At 69.9% G+C, this 17,425-nt stretch carries 16 protein-coding genes; 2 read left to right on the forward strand and 14 right to left on the reverse strand.

The window, feature by feature from the left end:
* Positions 1-11: 11 nt before the first annotated feature.
* Together ACZ43N_RS03185 and ACZ43N_RS03190 are read right to left on the reverse strand one after the other, a co-directional pair.
* Positions 12-503, reverse strand: a complete 492-nt coding sequence (locus tag ACZ43N_RS03185) for an NUDIX domain-containing protein (protein ID WP_468094607.1) — start codon at positions 501-503, stop codon at positions 12-14.
* A 52-nt stretch (positions 504-555) separates the two neighbouring features.
* Positions 556-1,626 (reverse strand): ADP-ribosylglycohydrolase family protein, encoded by a 1,071-nt coding sequence (locus ACZ43N_RS03190; protein WP_468094608.1) that lies wholly within the window; start codon positions 1,624-1,626, stop codon positions 556-558.
* Positions 1,627-1,798: 172 nt separating this feature from the next.
* Between ACZ43N_RS03190 and ACZ43N_RS03195 the strand changes: the two genes are divergently transcribed.
* Entirely contained in the window at positions 1,799-2,968 is a 1,170-nt protein-coding gene (locus tag ACZ43N_RS03195; protein WP_468094609.1) for a glycerate kinase, read from the forward strand.
* Positions 2,969-2,972: 4 nt separating this feature from the next.
* Here the strand turns inward: ACZ43N_RS03195 and ACZ43N_RS03200 are convergent, their stop codons facing one another.
* The 10 genes from ACZ43N_RS03200 to ACZ43N_RS03245 all read right to left on the reverse strand — a co-directional run bounded on the left by ACZ43N_RS03200 (position 2,973) and on the right by ACZ43N_RS03245 (position 15,374).
* Entirely contained in the window at positions 2,973-4,184 is a 1,212-nt protein-coding gene (locus ACZ43N_RS03200) for an alpha/beta hydrolase (protein ID WP_468094610.1), read from the reverse strand.
* 204 nt (positions 4,185-4,388) lie between these two features.
* Entirely contained in the window at positions 4,389-5,267 is an 879-nt protein-coding gene (gene pssA, locus ACZ43N_RS03205; RefSeq protein WP_468094611.1) for a CDP-diacylglycerol--serine O-phosphatidyltransferase, read from the reverse strand.
* The gene (locus ACZ43N_RS03210) at positions 5,254-5,910 is read right to left on the reverse strand and encodes a phosphatidylserine decarboxylase (RefSeq protein WP_468094612.1); all 657 of its coding nucleotides are present in this window, start codon (positions 5,908-5,910) and stop codon (positions 5,254-5,256) included. The genes pssA and ACZ43N_RS03210 overlap by 14 nt, the downstream gene beginning before the upstream one ends.
* Positions 5,911-6,090: 180 nt before the next feature.
* On the reverse strand, positions 6,091-7,296 hold the full coding sequence (locus ACZ43N_RS03215) for an acyl-CoA dehydrogenase family protein (RefSeq protein ID WP_468094613.1): 1,206 nt from the start codon (positions 7,294-7,296) through the stop codon (positions 6,091-6,093).
* 2 nt (positions 7,297-7,298) lie between these two features.
* Positions 7,299-7,811, reverse strand: coding sequence for a MaoC family dehydratase (locus ACZ43N_RS03220; RefSeq protein WP_468094614.1), 513 nt, complete (start codon positions 7,809-7,811; stop codon positions 7,299-7,301).
* Between the two features lie 5 nt (positions 7,812-7,816).
* On the reverse strand, positions 7,817-8,776 hold the full coding sequence (locus ACZ43N_RS03225; protein ID WP_468081052.1) for an HpcH/HpaI aldolase/citrate lyase family protein: 960 nt from the start codon (positions 8,774-8,776) through the stop codon (positions 7,817-7,819).
* On the reverse strand, positions 8,773-10,800 hold the full coding sequence (locus ACZ43N_RS03230; protein WP_468094615.1) for a protein meaA: 2,028 nt from the start codon (positions 10,798-10,800) through the stop codon (positions 8,773-8,775). Before ACZ43N_RS03230 ends, ACZ43N_RS03225 begins: the two co-directional genes overlap by 4 nt.
* 15 nt (positions 10,801-10,815) lie before the next feature.
* Positions 10,816-12,153 (reverse strand): crotonyl-CoA carboxylase/reductase, encoded by a 1,338-nt coding sequence (gene ccrA / locus ACZ43N_RS03235; protein ID WP_468094616.1) that lies wholly within the window; start codon positions 12,151-12,153, stop codon positions 10,816-10,818.
* A 436-nt stretch (positions 12,154-12,589) separates the two neighbouring features.
* The gene (locus tag ACZ43N_RS03240) at positions 12,590-13,399 is read right to left on the reverse strand and encodes a TetR family transcriptional regulator (protein ID WP_468094617.1); all 810 of its coding nucleotides are present in this window, start codon (positions 13,397-13,399) and stop codon (positions 12,590-12,592) included.
* Positions 13,400-13,559: 160 nt separating this feature from the next.
* Positions 13,560-15,374: a 3-hydroxyacyl-CoA dehydrogenase family protein gene (locus ACZ43N_RS03245; RefSeq protein ID WP_468094618.1), complete on the reverse strand. Its 1,815-nt coding sequence runs from the start codon at positions 15,372-15,374 to the stop codon at positions 13,560-13,562.
* 369 nt (positions 15,375-15,743) lie between these two features.
* On the opposite strand from ACZ43N_RS03245, the gene ACZ43N_RS03250 reads away from it, so the two are divergent.
* Positions 15,744-16,319, forward strand: coding sequence for an adenylosuccinate lyase (locus ACZ43N_RS03250; RefSeq protein ID WP_468094619.1), 576 nt, complete (start codon positions 15,744-15,746; stop codon positions 16,317-16,319).
* Between the two features lie 67 nt (positions 16,320-16,386).
* Here the strand turns inward: ACZ43N_RS03250 and ACZ43N_RS03255 are convergent, their stop codons facing one another.
* Both ACZ43N_RS03255 and ACZ43N_RS03260 read right to left on the reverse strand, forming a co-directional pair.
* Positions 16,387-16,935, reverse strand: coding sequence for a GNAT family N-acetyltransferase (locus ACZ43N_RS03255; protein ID WP_468094620.1), 549 nt, complete (start codon positions 16,933-16,935; stop codon positions 16,387-16,389).
* 42 nt (positions 16,936-16,977) lie between these two features.
* Positions 16,978-17,376 carry a RidA family protein gene (locus ACZ43N_RS03260; protein WP_468094621.1) on the reverse strand — a complete coding sequence of 133 codons (399 nt, stop codon included), beginning with the start codon at positions 17,374-17,376 and terminating at the stop codon, positions 16,978-16,980.
* Positions 17,377-17,425: the final 49 nt, after the last annotated feature.

Below are 17,425 nucleotides of genomic sequence, written 5' to 3' on the forward strand. Positions count from 1 at the left end.
GTCGACGGTCCTCAGCCCACCCGGATCCCGTTCTCCAGCTCGACCGGACCGGTGCCGTCCGCCAGCGCGTCGAGTGCGGCGAGCACCCGGCGGCCCAGTGCCTGCGGGAGGTAGTCCGCGAGTTCTGCCCGCGGCACGAGCCGCCACGACAGCAACTCCTCCTCCTGCAGCCGGATGCGGTGCAACTCGTCCTCGCCGAGCACCCCGCCGTCGTACAGATACGCCACCAGCGGCGGCCGTCCCGCTCCGTGCACCCAGTCCACCGCGAGCAACCGCCCCAACTCGACGTCGAGGCCGATCTCCTCGGCGGTCTCGCGCCGCGCACCCTGCCGGGGCGTCTCCCCGTCGTCCGACTCGATCGTCCCGCCCGGCAGCGCCCACCCCTCGCGGTAGTTGGGCTCCACGAGCAGGACCCGCCCCTCGGCGTCACGGAGGACCGCGGCGGCGCCGGCGAGGACACGCGGGAGGCTCGCGATGTACGCGGCGAAGTCTTGAGTGGTCATCCAGGAAGGGTAGACGGCGCCCGAGGGGCGGGAAATCGGCGCTCGGGGGCAATCAGAGCGCCGAGACCGCCGCCAACCGCACGGTCCGCTCCGCGAGTTCGCTGATCCGCACCCCGTCGAAGCCGAACACGGCGCTGCGCACGGTGTCCTCCAGCGGGTCCTTCCACCGGTCCGGGATCGCCGCCGCCCCGCACAGCACCCCCGCCACCGAACCGGCGGTGGCGCCGTTCGAGTCGGTGTCCAGGCCCCCGCGCACGGTCAGCGTGACGGTGCGGGTGAAGTCGCCGTCGCCGTACAGGAGCCCGGCGGTGAGCACCGCCGCGTTCGGGATCGTGTGGATCCAGTGCGTCCCTGCGGTCTCCTCGGCCACCGTCGTGAGTGTGTCGTCCCACGCCATCCCCGTCTCGTGCAGCGAGGCGACCCGCCGCACGGTCCGCGCGAGCCGGCTGCTCGCCGGGATCACCGTCAGCGCCTGCTCCACGGCCTCCCGCACGGTGCCCGCGGTGAACGCCGCCGAGACCAGCGCCGCCGCCCACATCGCCCCGTACACGCCGTTCCCGGTGTGCGACAGGACCGCGTCACGGCGGGCCAGCGAGGCCGCGCGGCGGGGCGCGCCCGGACAGGTCCAGCCGTGGACGTCGGCGCGGATGAGGGCGCCGATCCACTCCTGGTACGGGTTCTCGTACGTGGCGGTCAGCGGCGGCTTCAGACCATTGGCCAGGTTGCGGTAGGCCGCCCGCTCCGCCGTGAACGTCTGGAGATACGGCAGCCGCAGCAGCCACAGGTCGCCGACCTGCTCGGTGGTGAAGTCGAAGCCGTGCGTCTCCAGCAGATGGAGCCCGAGGATCGCGTAGTCGACGTCGTCGTCGCGGCAGCTGCCGTGGATGCGGCCGCGTACGCACTCACGCCACTCGGGGCGCAGTGCGAGCCGGTCGTCCTCGTGGGCCGGCTCCGGCAGGTAGTCGGTGAGGGGCAGCGCGTCGGCCCGGCGCAGATAACGGTCGATGCGCTCCCGCGTCCAGTGGTCGCCCAGCTCGACCGGCTTCCCGAGCATGTTGCCCGCGATCCGGCCCAGCCAGCCTCCGAGTACACGGTCGGCGAGTTCGCTGCCCACAGGGGTCATGGCTGAAGGTCTACCCAATTCCGCGGATCGGCGCTCGGTGAACGGGTGGGCACGCGGCGTGTCGTGTTCGCCGGGCGGGCCGGGGCATGACGCGGGGGCCACGGTGAGGTTAGGGTCACAGCGGCGCGACTGCCTTGACGTGCGCAAGGCCCGATGACGAGGGGAATGCAAGGTGGCGAACGCCGCTGTGGACGGGACCGACACTGACACGGCAATCCCGCGGGTGCTGATCGCCGCGGACAAGTTCAAGGGCACGCTCACCGCCGTCCAGGTCGCCGAGCGGGTGGCGGCGGGCCTGCGCCGGGTCCTGCCGGACCTGGAGGTCGAGGCGCTGCCGGTGGCCGACGGGGGAGACGGCACGGTGGCCGCCGCGGTCGCCGCCGGATTCGAACGACACGAGGTACGGGTGACCGGCCCGCTGGGCGAGCCCGTGACGGCCGCGTACGCGCTGCGCGGCGACACCGCCGTGGTCGAGATGGCCGAGGCGAGCGGGTTGCAGCTGCTGCCCGACGGGGTCTTCGCACCGCTCACGGCCTCCACCTACGGCTCGGGCGAGCTGTTGCGCGCCGCCCTCGACGCCGGTGCGCGCACGATCGTGTTCGGGGTGGGCGGGAGCGCCACCACGGACGGCGGCGCCGGCATGCTCGCAGCGCTCGGCGCGCGCTTCCTGGACGCGGCGGGCGAGAGCGTCGGACCGGGCGGCGGCGGGCTGCGCGACCTGGTGACGGCGGACCTGTCGGACCTGGATGACAGGTTCGCCGCCATCGCCCTCGTCCTGGCGAGCGACGTCGACAACCCGCTGACGGGCCCCAAGGGGGCGCCCGCCGTGTACGGCCCGCAGAAGGGGGCGAGCCCCGAGGACGTCGCGGTCCTCGACGCGGCGCTGGCGCACTTCGCGGCCGTGCTGGAGAAGTCGCTCGGCGGCCGGGCCGCCGAGCACGCGCTCGCGCCCGGCGCGGGTGCCGCGGGCGGCATCGGCTACGGCGCCCTCGTCCTCGGCGCCCGCTTCCGCCCCGGCATCGAGGTGATGCTCGACGTCCTGGGCTTCTCCCAGGCACTGGACAGGGCGACGCTGGTGATCACCGGCGAGGGCTCACTGGACGAGCAGACGCTGCACGGCAAGGCCCCCGCGGGTGTCGCCGCGGCCGCGCGGGCCGAGGGCAAGGAGGTCGTGGCGGTCTGCGGCCGCCTGGCTCTGCCCCCCATGGCGTTGGGGCGGGCGGGCATCCGCCGGGCGTACCCGCTGACGGAGGTCGAGCCCGACGTGCAGCGGTGCATCGCCGACCCGGGCCCGATCCTGGAGCGGGTGGCCGAACGGATCGCCCGGGACTTCCTCACCTGATCCGCTACGGCAGCTTGATCAGATTGCCGTCCAGCTCCCGGAAGTAGCTGCCGCTGCCGAGGCCCTCCACCTTGCCGTTCTTGAACCAGTGCTTCGAGAAGTGGTGGACGGCCTTCGCGGTGGTCTCCCAGACCATGGAGTGGCCCGATCCCTCGAAGCAGAACATCAGCTTCCGGTTGCCCCCGATGGCCGTGTACAGGTCCGGAACTGAGAAGTGCAGGTCGTCGGGCATCGGAGTGCGCGTGACGGCGGTGCGGTCCTGCTCGCCGTAGAGGATGAGTACGGGGACCCGGTCGCCCAGGACGGACTGGCCGTCCTTCTTGAGCGGCGCGGTCTTGTTGTTCCACCCCCACCAGTAGGTGTTCCGGTACCTCAGGACGCCCTCCCGGTCGCCGTTCAGGGGCGGCCCCCATTTGCCGGCTACGGGGTCGTCCTCCATGCAGGCCGCCCACACGAGCTCGTCGATGCCCTCTTCCCACAGGCCCTCAGGGCCGGTCAGGCTGCGCTTGAACCCGCCCTTGCTGGTGACGTGCATCGGGAAGCCGAACATGAGGGGCGGCTTCCCGACGGGCAGCGTGGAAGCCTCCGGCGGCTGACCGAACGGATTGGCCTCCTGCAGGGACCACCGTCCCCGCGGGGGGAACATCGGAGCGAGCAGCAGCAGGCTCTCGACCTGCTCGGGGTGCTGGAGGGCGTAGGGCCCCATGATGAACGAGGCCGCGGACCAGCCGACGAAGCGGATCCGCTTCTGCGGGCCGACCTGGGACCCGATGAACTGGACCACCGCCGCGAACTCCGCCCAGTCGCTCAGCGAATTGCCCAGTTCGGTCTTGTACTGCGGCGGGCAGGGCGCCGGGATCGTGTGGGGGACGAGGACCGACTGCTGCTGGGCCGGGTTCGTGTTGCACGGGTCGTCCATCTGCCCCGGGCGGGTCGACCTGCCCGAGCCCTGCAGATCCATGATGAAGACGTCGTAACCGGCTTGGGCCAGTTCCTTCGCCCAGCTGTACCGGTCGGGGTCGCCGCCGGGCACCTGTACCAGGTCGAAGCCCGCCAGCGCCGGCACGCTCCTGCCGTGCAGCATCAGCACGGGTTGGCGGTCGTGGCCGTGGGTGCCGTCGTACTCCCGTACGGGCAGCACGATCTCCATGTCCTTGGTCGCCGGCATGGTCGACTTGAGCTTGACCTTGTGCTCTCTCAGTTCGTACGAGGTCATGTCCGTCTCCTGGAGGTGGCGAAAGGGTCAACTGGTGTGAAAACCCCTCATTTCCACCCTCCCCTTCCTCCTCACGCCCGGCAACCGGGCCCGTACACGAGGTAGTTGACCCCTCAAGGTCAAGGCGCCGACGACTTTGAACGCACAACAGGTGTGGCCCGAGCCGGGAGGGCTCGGGCCACACCTGTCGGTGCCGGAGTGGGGTCAGGGCAGCTGTGCCGCCCGCGCCTCGCGGCGGTTGTCGCGGAAGTTGTTCACCCGGCGGGCTGTGGCGAACAGGGGGATGACCGCGCCCATGACGAGCTGCAGGGCGCAGCCGGCCTGGAGGAGGAACTGACCGCCGGGGGCGTCGAAGGCCCAGGCCGCCAGAAGACCCATGGACAGGACGATCCAGGAGAGCATCGCGACCGCGAGCACACCCCGCGGCTTCGGGTACTCGACCCGGCTCACCATCAGCCACGCCGTGCCCAGGATCGCCAGAAGCGTCGCCTCGAAGGGCAGCTCCAGGAGCACGATCGACACCACGGTCAGCGCGCCGAACGGTGACGGCATGCCCTGGAACGTGCCGTCCTTCACCGTCACGCAGGAGAATCTGGCGAGCCTCAGCACCACCGCCAGCAGGACGACGATCGCGCCCACCGCGGCCACGCGCTGGTGCGCGTCGTTCGCGACCATGCCGTAGACGAGGACGAAGTACGCCGGCGCCAGGCCGAAGCTGATCAGGTCGGAGAGGTTGTCCAGCTCCGCGCCCATCGGCGAGGAGCGGAGCTTGCGCGCCACCAGCCCGTCGAACAGGTCGAAGATCGCCGCGCAGAGCATCAGGATGACCGCGGTGGCCGCGCTGTGGCGGGCCATGCCGGTCTCCTGGCTGCCCGTGAGGTGCGGGATCAGGATGCCCGTGGTGGTGAAGTACACCGCCATGAAGCCGCACGTCGCGTTGCCGAGGGTCAGCGTGTCCGCTATTGACAGGCGCAGCGACAGCGGCATCTCCTCCGCGTCGTCCTCCGCCTCGTCGACGTCCGGCACCCACTCGGTCGCCGGGCCGGTCTTCCCGGCCTGTGTATCAGGATCAATCACGGTCAATGCGAGTCACCCCAGCCACGGTCTTCTGACCCACCTCGACGTCGACCTCCACGCCCTCGGGCAGGTAGATGTCGACCCGCGAACCGAAGCGGATCAGCCCGATCCGGTCACCCTGCTCGACCTTGGTGCCCTCGGGAACGTACGGAACGATGCGGCGAGCGACGGCGCCGGCGATCTGGATCATCTCGATGTCACCGAGTTCGGTGTCGAAGTGCCAGACGACGCGCTCGTTGTTCTCGCTCTCCTTGTTGAACGCGGGGACGAAGCCGCCCGGGATGTGCTCGACGGACGTCACCGTGCCGGAGAGCGGCGCGCGGTTGACGTGCACGTTGAGCGGGCTCATGAAGATCGCGACGCGGGTCCGGCCGTCCTTCCACGGCATGATGCTCTGCACCACTCCGTCGGCGGGTGAGATGACCCGGCCCTGGGCGATCTCACGCTCGGGGTCGCGGAAGAACCACAGCATGCCCGCCGCCAGCGCGGTGGCGGGTACGGCCACTGCCCGCGCGGCGCCGGAGCGGCGCGAGCGGGCGAGGCTGAGTGCTGCGGTGGCGACGGTCGGGAGAAGCCACGGCGATGCTCCGCGCGCGAGCCGTACGCCCACGAGGCTGTCGCGAGGTGCAGAGGTTTGGCTGTGGGGCATGGATGACCTTCGTAGCGGATGATGCCGCGCGGTGACAGGGGACGGCGGCTTTCCGGGGATCGTACCGGTCGCGGCCCGCAACTGGGCAAGCCAGGAAGCCGAGTCGACGGCCGAACACTGCTGACGGGGTGTGATCTTCTTCTCGAAGAAAACACCCCGAACCAGACATTCGACCCTGGACTAGCCCTGGAATCGATACTCCTCGAGTAGCCGGCGACCGATGATCATTTTCTGGATTTCGGCGGTGCCTTCACCGATGAGCAGCATCGGAGCCTCGCGGTAGAGGCGCTCGATCTCGTACTCCTTGGAGAAGCCGTAGCCGCCGTGGATCCGGAAAGCGTCTTCCACGACTTCTTTGCAGTATTCGGAGGCGAGATACTTCGCCATCCCTGCTTCGAGGTCGTTTCGTTCGCCCGAGTCCTTTTTGCGTGCTGCGTTCACCATCATGGCATGAGCGGCCTCGACCTTGGTAGCCATCTCGGCCAGCTTGAACTGGATCGCCTGGTGCTGGGCGATCTGCTTGCCGAAGGTGTGGCGCTGCTGGGCGTACTGGACGCCCAGCTCGAATGCACGCTGTGCGACACCGCAGCCACGGGCGGCCACATTCACCCGGCCGACTTCGACACCGTCCATCATTTGGTAAAACCCTCGGCCGGTGACACCGCCGAGTACACGATTGGCCGGAATGCGCAGTCCGTCCATGATGAGCTCGGTCGTGTCGACCCCCTTGTAGCCCATCTTGTCGATCTTCCCGGGGATGGTGAGGCCGGGGCGGACCTCCCCGAAGCCGGGCTCCTTCTCGACCAGGAAGGTCGTCATCGACTTGTGGGGCGCCGTGCCCTCGGGGTGTCCTTCGTCACTCCGGACCAGAACGGCGACGAGCGTGGACGTCCCGCCGTTCGTCAGCCACATCTTCTGGCCGTTCAGGACGTACTCGTCGCCGTCCTTGACCGCCTTCGATGTGATCGCCGACACATCCGAGCCGAGCCCGGGCTCCGACATCGAGAAGGCGCCGCGGACATCGCCGGCGGCCATCCGGGGCAGGAAGTATTCCTTCTGCTCCTCGGTGCCGTGCTGCTTGAGCATGTACGCCACGATGAAGTGCGTGTTGATGATCCCGGACACGGACATCCAGCCGCGGGCGATCTCCTCGACGCACAGCGCGTACGTGAGGAGGGACTCGCCCAGACCGCCGTACTCCTCGGGGATCATCAGGCCGAACAGACCCAGCTCCTTGAGCCCGTCGACGATCGCTTGCGGGTACTCGTCGCGGTGCTCCAGCTCGGTCGCGACCGGGATGATCTCCTTGTCCACGAAGTCGCGGACGGTGGAGAGGATCTCCTGCTGGACGTCCGTGAGACCGTGGGTCTGGGCGAGTCGCGCCATGGCTACTTCTCCTGCTCCTTGAGCTCGGGGCGGCCGGGCTGCTCGCCGCCGCGCTCCTTGATGTACGTCTCGGTCGGCACCATGACCTTGCGGCGGAACACGCACACCAGCGTGCCGTCCTGCTTGTAGCCCTTGGTCTCGACATGGACGATGCCGCGGTCGTTCTTCGACTTCGACGGCCACTTGTCGAGCACGGTCGTCTCGCCGTAGATCGTGTCGCCGTGGAAGGTCGGCGCCACGTGCCTGAGCGACTCGATCTCCAGGTTCGCGATCGCCTTGCCGGACACGTCCGGGACGGACATGCCGAGCAGCAGCGAGTAGATGTAGTTCCCGACCACGACGTTCTTGCCGAAGTCCGTCGTCTTCTCGGCGTAATTGACGTCCATGTGGAGCGGGTGGTGGTTCATGGTGAGGAGACAGAAGAGGTGGTCGTCGTACTCCGTGACCGTCTTCCCGGGCCAGTGTTTGTAGACCGCCCCGACCTCGAACTCCTCGTACGTGCGTCCGAACTGCATCGCGCTCAGGCCTCCGGGATCTCGAACTTGGACGTACGGGTCATCCCCGCCGCCCGCCCCTTGCCGGAGATGACGAGGGCCATCTTGCGGCTGGCCTCGTCGATCATCTCGTCGCCGAGCATCGCCGAGCCCTTCTTGCCGCCCGCCTCGGACGTGTAGTAGTCGTACGCGTCCAGGATCAGCTCGGCGTGGTCGTAGTCCTCCTGCGAGGGCGAGAAGATCTCGTTGGACGCCTCGACCTGGCCCGGGTGCAGCACCCACTTCCCGTCGAAGCCGAGGGCGGCGGCACGCTGCGCGACCTCGCGGTAGCCCTCGACGTTGCGGATCTGCAGGTAGGGGCCGTCGATCGCCTGGAGGTTGTTGGCGCGGGCGGCCATCAGGATCTTCATCAGGATGTAGTGGTAGGCGTCCGCCGGGTAGCCGGGCGGCTGCTCGCCCACGACCAGGGACTTCATGTTGATCGACGCCATGAAGTCGGCCGGGCCGAAGATGATCGTCTCGACGCGCGGGGAGGCCTGCGCGATCTCGTTGACGTTGTTGAGGCCCTGGGCGTTCTCGATCTGCGCCTCGATGCCGATCTTCCCGACCTCGAAGCCCATCGTCTTCTCGATCTGGGTGAGCAGCAGGTCGAGGGCGACGACCTGCTGGGCCGTCTGCACCTTCGGCAGCATGATGCAGTCGAGGTTCTGGCCGGCCCCCTCGACGACGGTGACGACATCGCGGTACGTCCACTCCGTCGTCCAGTCGTTGACGCGCACGACCCGCGTCTTGCCGGTCCAGTCACCCTCGTTCAGGAACTTGACGATGGTGTGCCGCGCCTCGGGCTTGGCGAGCGGGGCGCAGGCGTCCTCCAGGTCGAGGAAGACCTGGTCCGCCGGGAGGCCCTGCGCCTTCTCCAGGAAGCGGGGGTTCGAGCCCGGTACGGCCAGGCAGGAACGCCGCGGGCGGAGACGGTTGACGGTCATGCGGGGACCTCCAGGGGGTCGAGCTTGTTGGCCTTGCGGATCTCGTCGACGATACGGCCGATGATCCCGGTGATGTCGAAGTCCTTCGGGGTGAACACGGCGGCCACTCCGGCGGCCCTGAGCTGCTCGGCGTCACCGTTCGGGATGATCCCGCCGGCGATCACCGGGATGTCGGTCGCGCCGGCGTCCCGCAGCCTGTCCAGGACGTCCGGGACGAGCTGCGCGTGCGACCCGGAGAGGATGGACAGCCCCACCGCGTGCACGTCCTCGGCGAGGGCCGCGTCCACGATCTGCTCGGGGGTGAGCCGGATGCCCTGGTAGACCACCTCGAACCCGGCGTCACGCGCCCGCACGGCTATCTGCTCCGCCCCGTTGGAGTGCCCGTCGAGGCCCGGCTTGCCGACCAGGAAGCGGAGCTTGCCGACGCCGAGGTCCCGCGCGGTCAGCTCGACCTTGCGGCGCACCCCGGACAGGGCCGAGCCCTCCTCCGCCGCCACGGCCACCGGGGCGGAGGAGACACCGGTCGGCGCGCGGAACTCACCGAACACCTCACGCAGGGCCCCGGCCCACTCGCCGGTCGTGACCCCGGCACGGGCGCACTCCAGGGTGGCCTCCATGAGGTTGTCGGTGCCCTTCGCGGCCTCCTTCAGCCGCTCCAGCGCCTTGCAGGGGCGCGGGTGGTTGAAGGGCGGCTGGTAGCGCGTGTCCCGCCAGTGCTGCAGGGAGGCGATGACACGGGCCTCGACGGCCGGGTCGACCGTCTGGATCGCCGTGTCCAGGTCGGCGGTCAGGGGGTTCGGCTCGGTCGTCTCGAAGATGTTGACGCCGACGATCTTCTCCTGGCCGGACTCGATCCGGGCCCGGCGCTCGGCGTGCGAGGCGACGAGCTGCGACTTCAGATAGCCGGACTCGACGGCGGCCATCGCGCCGCCCATCTCCTGGATCCGCTCGATCTCGGTGAGCGACTCCTCGACCAGCGCGGCGACCTTCGCCTCGATGACATGGGAGCCCTCGAAGATGTCCTCGTACTCCAGCAGGTCGCTCTCGTGCGCCAATACCTGCTGAATGCGCAGCGACCACTGCTGGTCCCACGGCCGGGGCAGCCCCAGCGCCTCGTTCCAGGCCGGCAGCTGCACGGCACGCGCCCGCGCGTCCTTGGAGAGGGTCACGGCCAGCATCTCCAGCACGATCCGCTGGACGTTGTTCTCCGGCTGCGCCTCGGTCAGCCCGAGGGAGTTGACCTGGACGCCGTACCGGAAGCGGCGCTGCTTGGGGTTCTCGATGCCGTACCGCTCGCGCGTGATCCGGTCCCAGATCCGCCCGAACGCCCGCATCTTGCACATCTCCTCGATGAAGCGGACGCCCGCGTTCACGAAGAAGGAGATACGGGCCACGACGTCCCCGAACTTCTCCTCGGGAACCTGCCCCGAGTCGCGTACGGCGTCGAGAACCGCGATCGCGGTGGACATCGCGTACGCGATCTCCTGGACCGGCGTGGCGCCCGCCTCCTGCAGGTGGTAGCTGCAGATGTTGATCGGGTTCCACTTCGGGATGTGGGAGACCGTGTACGCGATCATGTCCGTCGTCAGCCGGAGTGAGGGTCCCGGCGGGAAGACATGGGTTCCCCGCGACAGGTACTCCTTGACGATGTCGTTCTGGGTCGTGCCCTGGAGCTTGGTGATGTCCGCACCCTGCTCCTCGGCGACGACCTGGTAGAGCGCCAGCAGCCACATGGCGGTGGCGTTGATGGTCATCGAGGTGTTCATCTGCTCCAGGGGGATGTCCTGGAACAGCCGGCGCATGTCACCGAGGTGCGCGACCGGCACGCCGACCCGGCCGACCTCGCCGCGGGCGAGGATGTGGTCGGAGTCGTACCCGGTCTGTGTCGGCAGGTCGAACGCCACCGACAGGCCGGTCTGGCCCTTGGCGAGGTTGCGCCGGTACAGCTCGTTGGACGCCTCCGCCGTGGAGTGGCCGGCGTACGTGCGCATGAGCCACGGCCGGTCCTTCTGGCGCTCAGTCATCTGTGCTCCCGGATGTCAGATGTTGCGGAAGCGGTTGATGGCGTCGATGTGCTGGTCGCGCTTGGCCTGGTCGCGCACGCCCAGACCCTCCTCGGGGGCGAGGCAGAGCACGCCGACCTTGCCCTGGTGGAGGTTGCGGTGCACGTCGTAGGCGGCCTGGCCGGTGTCCTCCAGGGAGTACACCTTGGACAGGGTCGGGTGGATCTTGCCCTTCGCGATGAGCCGGTTGGCCTCCCAGGCCTCGCGGTAGTTGGCGAAGTGCGAGCCGATGATCCGCTTCAGGGACATCCACAGGTAGCGGTTGTCGTACTCGTGCATGTAGCCCGAGGTCGACGCGCAGGTGGTGATGGTGCCGCCCTTGCGGGTGACGTAGACGGAGGCGCCGAAGGTCTCGCGGCCCGGGTGCTCGAAGACGATGTCGATGTCCTCGCCGCCGGTGAGCTCGCGGATGCGCTTGCCGAAGCGCTTCCACTCCTTGGGGTCCTGGGTGGACTCGTCCTTCCAGAACTTGTAGCCCTCGGCGTTGCGGTCGATGATCGCCTCGGCGCCCATGGACCGGCAGATCTCCGCCTTCTGCGGCGAAGAGACGACACAGATCGGGTTGGCGCCGCCCGCGAGCGCGAACTGCGTGGCGTAGGAGCCGAGTCCGCCGCTCGCGCCCCAGATGAGGACGTTGTCGCCCTGCTTCATGCCGGCGCCGTTGCGGGAGACGAGCTGCCGGTACGCGGTGGAGTTGACCAGGCCCGGGGCGGCGGCCTCCTCCCAGCTGAGGTGGTCCGGCTTCGGCATCAGCTGGTTGGACTTGACCAGCGCGATCTCGGCGAGGCCGCCGAAGTTGGTCTCGAAGCCCCAGATGCGCTGCTCGGGGTCGAGCATGGTGTCGTTGTGGCCGTCGCTGGACTCCAGCTCGACGGACAGGCAGTGCGCGACGACCTCGTCACCGGGCTTCCAGGCGTTGACGCCGGGGCCGGTGCGCAGGACGACGCCCGCGAGGTCGGAGCCGATGATGTGGTACGGCAGGTCGTGGCGCTTGGTCAGCTCGCTGAGCCGGCCGTAGCGCTCCAGGAAGCCGAACGTCGACAGCGGTTCGAAGATCGACGTCCACACCGAGTTGTAGTTGACCGACGAGGCCATGACGGCCACCAGGGCCTCGCCCGGGCCGAGCTCGGGCAGGGGCACCTCGTCGAGGTGGATCGACTTGCGGGGGTCCTTGTCGCGGGTGGCGAGCCCGGCGAACATCTCCGTCTCGTCCTTGTGCACGGTGATCGCGCGGTACGACTCGGGGAGCGGCAGAGCGGCGAAGTCGGCGGACGTGGACTCCGGCGACTGGATCGCGTCCAGGATTTCCTTCACGGTGGTGCCTCCGGCGACGAGCGTCCGAGGGAAGACGCTGTTGAGGGTTACGTCGGGTGCTGCTGATCTGTCTGGCTGATGCCGTCGGTTCGGCGGAGGGTGGTGCTTTCGGCGGCGCTTTGTGGCGCGGAAGGGTGCCTGTGACGCAGGCGTCCGGGCGCGCAGGCACGTGGCTTGCGGGGACAGTCGGCGTACGGGATTTCTCTGTTCGCCGGCCGCCCGGACACCTTCAACGTATGGCACGCCGTGTCACCCCGCAAGGCACCGAGTGCCAGAAAGTTCGCTCAGGTGAAATCTTTACGTAACACTTGAGCGATGATCGATCAGAGAGGGTCCTAAAAGGGCCTCTGACATGCCAAAACGGCCACCCGGTGGGGTGGCCGTCATCACAGTTACCGATGAGTAAAGAGGGGTTTCGAAGGCCCCGCGGGAGGCGTCAGCGGTCGCGGAGGGCCTCCTCGATCGTGCGCATGACCTCGTCCAGGGGGGCGTCCGTGCGGGCGACGGTCACGAGGACCTCGCCGTGGGTGGAGGCCGTCGCGACGGCCGGCTCCGGGCTCATGGAGCGGCCGGCGCCGATGCCGGTGCCGAAGGTCTTGCGGACGATGGCGAACGCGTGGTCGAGCTGGGTCTCCACATCGCCCTGGCCGCCGGAGCGGAGCCAGCGGCGCAGGACGTGGTTGTGGGCCGTGACGACCGCCGACGCGGCCACCTCGGCGAGCAGCGGGTCGTCGTTGCCGTCGTCCACATGGGCGTGCTCGTCGAAGTGGCCCAGCAGATAACGGGTGAAGAGACGCTCGTAGCGGGCCACGGAGGCGATCTCCGCCTCGCGCAGGGTGGGGACCTCACGGGTCAGCTTGTAGCGGGCGACCGAGATCTCCGGCCGCGCCGCGTACATCTTCATGACTTCCTTGATGCCCCGGCACACCGTGTCGAGCGGATGCTCGTGCGCCGGTGCCGCGTTGAGCACCGCCTCGGCGCGGATCAGGGTGTCGTCGTGGTCCGGGAAGATCGCCTCTTCCTTGGAACGGAAGTGGCGGAAGAAGGTGCGGCGGGCGACGCCGGCCGCCGCCGCGATCTCGTCGACGGTGGTCGCCTCGTACCCCTTCGTCGAGAACAGCTCCATGGCCGCGGCCGCCAGTTCCCGGCGCATCTTGAGCCGTTGGGCGGCGGCACGACTGCCCGCGGCACTCTCCGGCGCGTCGGGCGTAGCTGGTGTACGTGAGGACTTGGCGGGCTGGGACATGCCCCGAACGTACTGCATTCGCGCAGGAGAGTGCGCAGGTCCACCGATCCCCCCGCCCCGCGCGGGCGGGGGAGTGCGAGTGCCGGAGGGCACGGACCGGCCGCCCGGGGAGAGTAGTCCGCCCCAGTCCGTGCCCTCGTGGAACCAGTCGCCCGGACGCTCAGCGCTTGGCATATTCGCGGAAGCCGCGGCCGGTCTTGCGGCCGAGGCAGCCCGCGGCCACCAGGTGCTCCAGCAGCGGCGCGGGGGCCAGCCCCGGGTCGCGGAACTCGCGGTGCAGGACCTTCTCGATGGCCAGCGAGACGTCCAGCCCCACCACGTCCAGCAGTTCGAACGGCCCCATCGGGTAGCCGCCGCCCAGCCTCATCGCCGCGTCGATGTCGTCCAGCGTCGCGTAGTGCTCCTGGACCATCTTGATCGCGTTGTTCAGGTACGGGAACAGCAGCGCGTTCACGATGAAACCGGCCCGGTCGCCGCAGTCCACCGGGTGCTTGCGGATGGCGCCGCACAGCTCGCGGACGGTGGCGTGCACGTCCTCGGCGGTCAGGACCGTGCGGACCACCTCGACCAGCTTCATCGCCGGCGCCGGGTTGAAGAAGTGCATGCCGATCACGTCCTGCGGGCGCGAGGTGGCGCGGGCGCAGGCGACGACGGGCAGCGAGGACGTGGTGGTCGCGAGGATCGCGCCCGGCTTGCAGACCTTGTCGAAGGTCGCGAACAGCTGCCGCTTGACCTCCAGGTCCTCCGCGACGGCCTCCAGCGCCAGGTCGACGTCCGCGAACGCGTCGTACGAGCCCGCCGGGGTGATCCGGTCCAGGGTCTCGGCGGCGGCCTCCACCGTCATCCGGCCCTTGTCGACCGAGCGCGACAGCGACTTGCCGATGCGGGCCTTGGCGGCCTGCGCCTTCTCCTCGCTGCGCGCGGCCAGGACCACCTGGTAGCCGGCCTTGGCGAACACCTCGGCGATGCCCGACGCCATCGTCCCGGAACCCGCGACACCGACCGAGCGGACGGTGCGCCCGGGGGCCGTGGCGGCCCCCTCCAGCGGCGTCAGCGCGTCCCGCACGACGGTCGCGGAGCCGGGCGCCTCGTACGTGTAGAAGCCGCGCCCCGACTTGCGGCCCGTCAGGCCCGCCTCGCTGAGCTGCTTCAGGATCGGCGCCGGCGCGTGCAGCCGGTCGTGCGAGGCCGCGTACATGGCCTCCAGGACCGTACGGGCGGTGTCGATGCCGATCAGGTCGAGCAGCGCCAGCGGGCCCATCGGCAGACCGCAGCCGAGCCGCATCGCCGCGTCGATGTCCTCGCGGGAGGCGTACTTGGCCTCGTACATCGCGGCGGCCTGGTTGAGGTAGCCGAACAGCAGCCCGTCGGCGACGAATCCGGGCCGGTCGCCGACCGCGACGGGCTCCTTGCCCAGGTCGAGCGCGAGGTTGGTGACGGCGGCGACGGCCTGCGGCGCGGTCAGCACCGAGGAGACGACCTCGACCAGCTTCATCGCGGGCGCCGGGTTGAAGAAGTGCAGCCCGAGGACCCGCTCGGGGTGCGCGGAGTCGGCGGCCAGCCGGGTGACCGAGAGGGCGTTGGTGCCCGTGGCCAGAACCGTCTCGGGACGCACGATCGCGTCCAGCTCCCGGAAGACCTGCTGCTTGATGTCGTACGACTCCGGGACCACCTCGATCACCAGGTCGGCGTCGGCGGCGGCCCGCAGGTCGGTGAAGGTGCGGAACCGGGCGAGGGCGTCACCGCGTTCCCGCTCGGTGATCCGCCCGCGCGCCACGGCACGCTCGGTCGAGGACTCCAGGGCGGCGACGGCGCGGGCGGCGGCCGCCTCGCTGATGTCGATGCCGATGACCTCGCGGCCGGCCCGGGTCAGCACCTCGGCGATACCGGTGCCCATGGTGCCGAGACCGACGACGGCGATCGTCGTGAGGGACGACTGCGGGGACAGGGACGAGTCGTAAAGGGGAGTGGCCATCGCGGGACTCCAGGGATGAGGGTGACGACTGAGGAAGCGCCCGGGTACGCCGACGAGGGCGCGACCAGCGCGAGGGGTGCGGGTGTTGCCGGGCTGCCATGCGCACACGCCCGGGGCCGCCGCCGTGGGCGTGCACACGCCCAGGGGGAACGGCTGAACCGACCGGCCCTGTCCCGAGGCCGAGTCGCACTGCGGTACTGCGCGTACCGAACCGACTGCGCTCACGACGGCCGCGTCACCAGACCATCGAGAGCGAACACGAGTGGGTCACTCGCTCGTCTGAGCTTAACCGGTGGGTAACGAGCGCGCCAGCCCTCGTCTTTGTGATGTAGCTCCCTGAAGGGAAAGCCCGCCCGTAATCTCGGAGGTATGGACGAAGCGTTGCGATCGCTCACGGAGCGTGTGCGGAACGAGTCGGGCGGCACGGGCGGCTGCGAACGGCTCCTCGCCACCGAGGACGCCGACGAGCTGGCCGCCGTGCTCACCGAGCCCGGACAGCCGTTGTGGGCGCGCGAGGTGGCCGCCTTCCGGCTCGGGGTGGCGGGGGACAGGCGGGCCTTCGAAGCGCTCGTGCTGCTCCTCAACCACCGCGACCCGCCCCGCTGTGCCGCAGCCGCCCACGCCCTGGCCCGGCTCGGAGACCCCCGCACCGCACGGGCGGCCGCCGCCCTCGCCACCAACGAGCTGCGCGTCGCCTATGCCCTGCATCCCGTACGTCTGCTCGTCGAGCTCCGCGCCCCCGAAGCCGTGCCCGCGCTGATCACCACGCTCGAACGCCGCCTCACGCCGCACGACCCCTACCGCCGTGTGGCCCTGGCGTGCGTGGAGGGGCTCGGGGCGCTGGGCGACGTCCGGGCCAGGCGGGTCCTGAGTGAGGCGCTCGCCCATCCGGCGCTGGCGGAGGCGGCGGTCCGCGCCCTCGCCAGGATCCCGAAACAGCGGTGACGTCCGCGGGGGCGCCGTTCCCCGGCGCAGGGCGGCCGGGGCCTTTCGCGCCGTTCCCCCGCGCCCCTCAGAAGGTGTTCTCGCCGGGGCCCAGCCGGAGGGTGTACCGCAGCTCCGGTATCTCCACCCCGTCCGCCTCGAACGGCTCCTCGGCGCCGTCGGGCGCGAAGCCGTGGTGCTCGTAGAAGCGGCGGGCCCGGGCGTTCTCCTTGAGGACCCACAGGAACACCCGGGGGTGCCCGGCTGCCTCGCACCGGTCGAGCGACACCCTCAGCAGCGCACCGCCCACGCCGCCGCCGAGGCGGTCCGGCCGTACGTAAATCGCGTACAACTCGGCGTCCCCGGTGCGCACCTCACTGTCCCGGTACGGTCCGTACGCCGCCCAGCCGAGGATCTCGCCTGCGTGCTCGGCGACCAGGTTCACCACCGGGTTGGCGGGCTCGAGGAGCATCCCGCGCCGCTTCTCGGCGTCCTCCGCCACGTCCAGACCGTCGAGGTACGACTGCGGAACGAGCCCCGCGTAGGCCGCCCGCCAGCCGCCGACCCGGATCTCGGCGACGGCACGGCAGTCGGCCACGGTCATGGCCCGGACACGGAGGTCATGAAGATCATCCATGACGGCACCCTAGGTCGTGTCCGGGGGGCGGAGTCCTCCGGATCACCCGGCGAGCACGGCGAACGCCTCGATCTCCAGCAGGAACTCGGGGCGGACGAGCGCGGCGACCTGCACCGCCGACGCGGCGGGGAGCCGGTCGTCGGGGATGTGCTCGGCGCGAGCCGCGCGGATCGCCGGCAGATGCGCCGTGTCCGTGACGAAGTACGTGAGCTTGACGACGTCGTCGAAGGTCGCCCCGGCCGCGGTCAGACAGCGCCGCAGGTTCTCGAAGACCTGGCGGGCCTGCACCGCCGGGTCGCCCTCGCCGACGAGCTCGCCTTCCTCGTCGAGCGCGACCTGGCCGGACACGGCCACGAAGCGGCCGGTGCCCGTCACGACATGGGTGTACTGGGCGGCGGGGGCGACCCCGTCGGGGGCGGTGATCCTGGTCAGTTCACTCATGACCCCATCCTGGGCCACGACGGCGACCACGCTCCCGACGGGCCGTCAG

The sequence above is a fragment of the Streptomyces sp. NPDC030814 genome, from assembly GCF_055572155.1.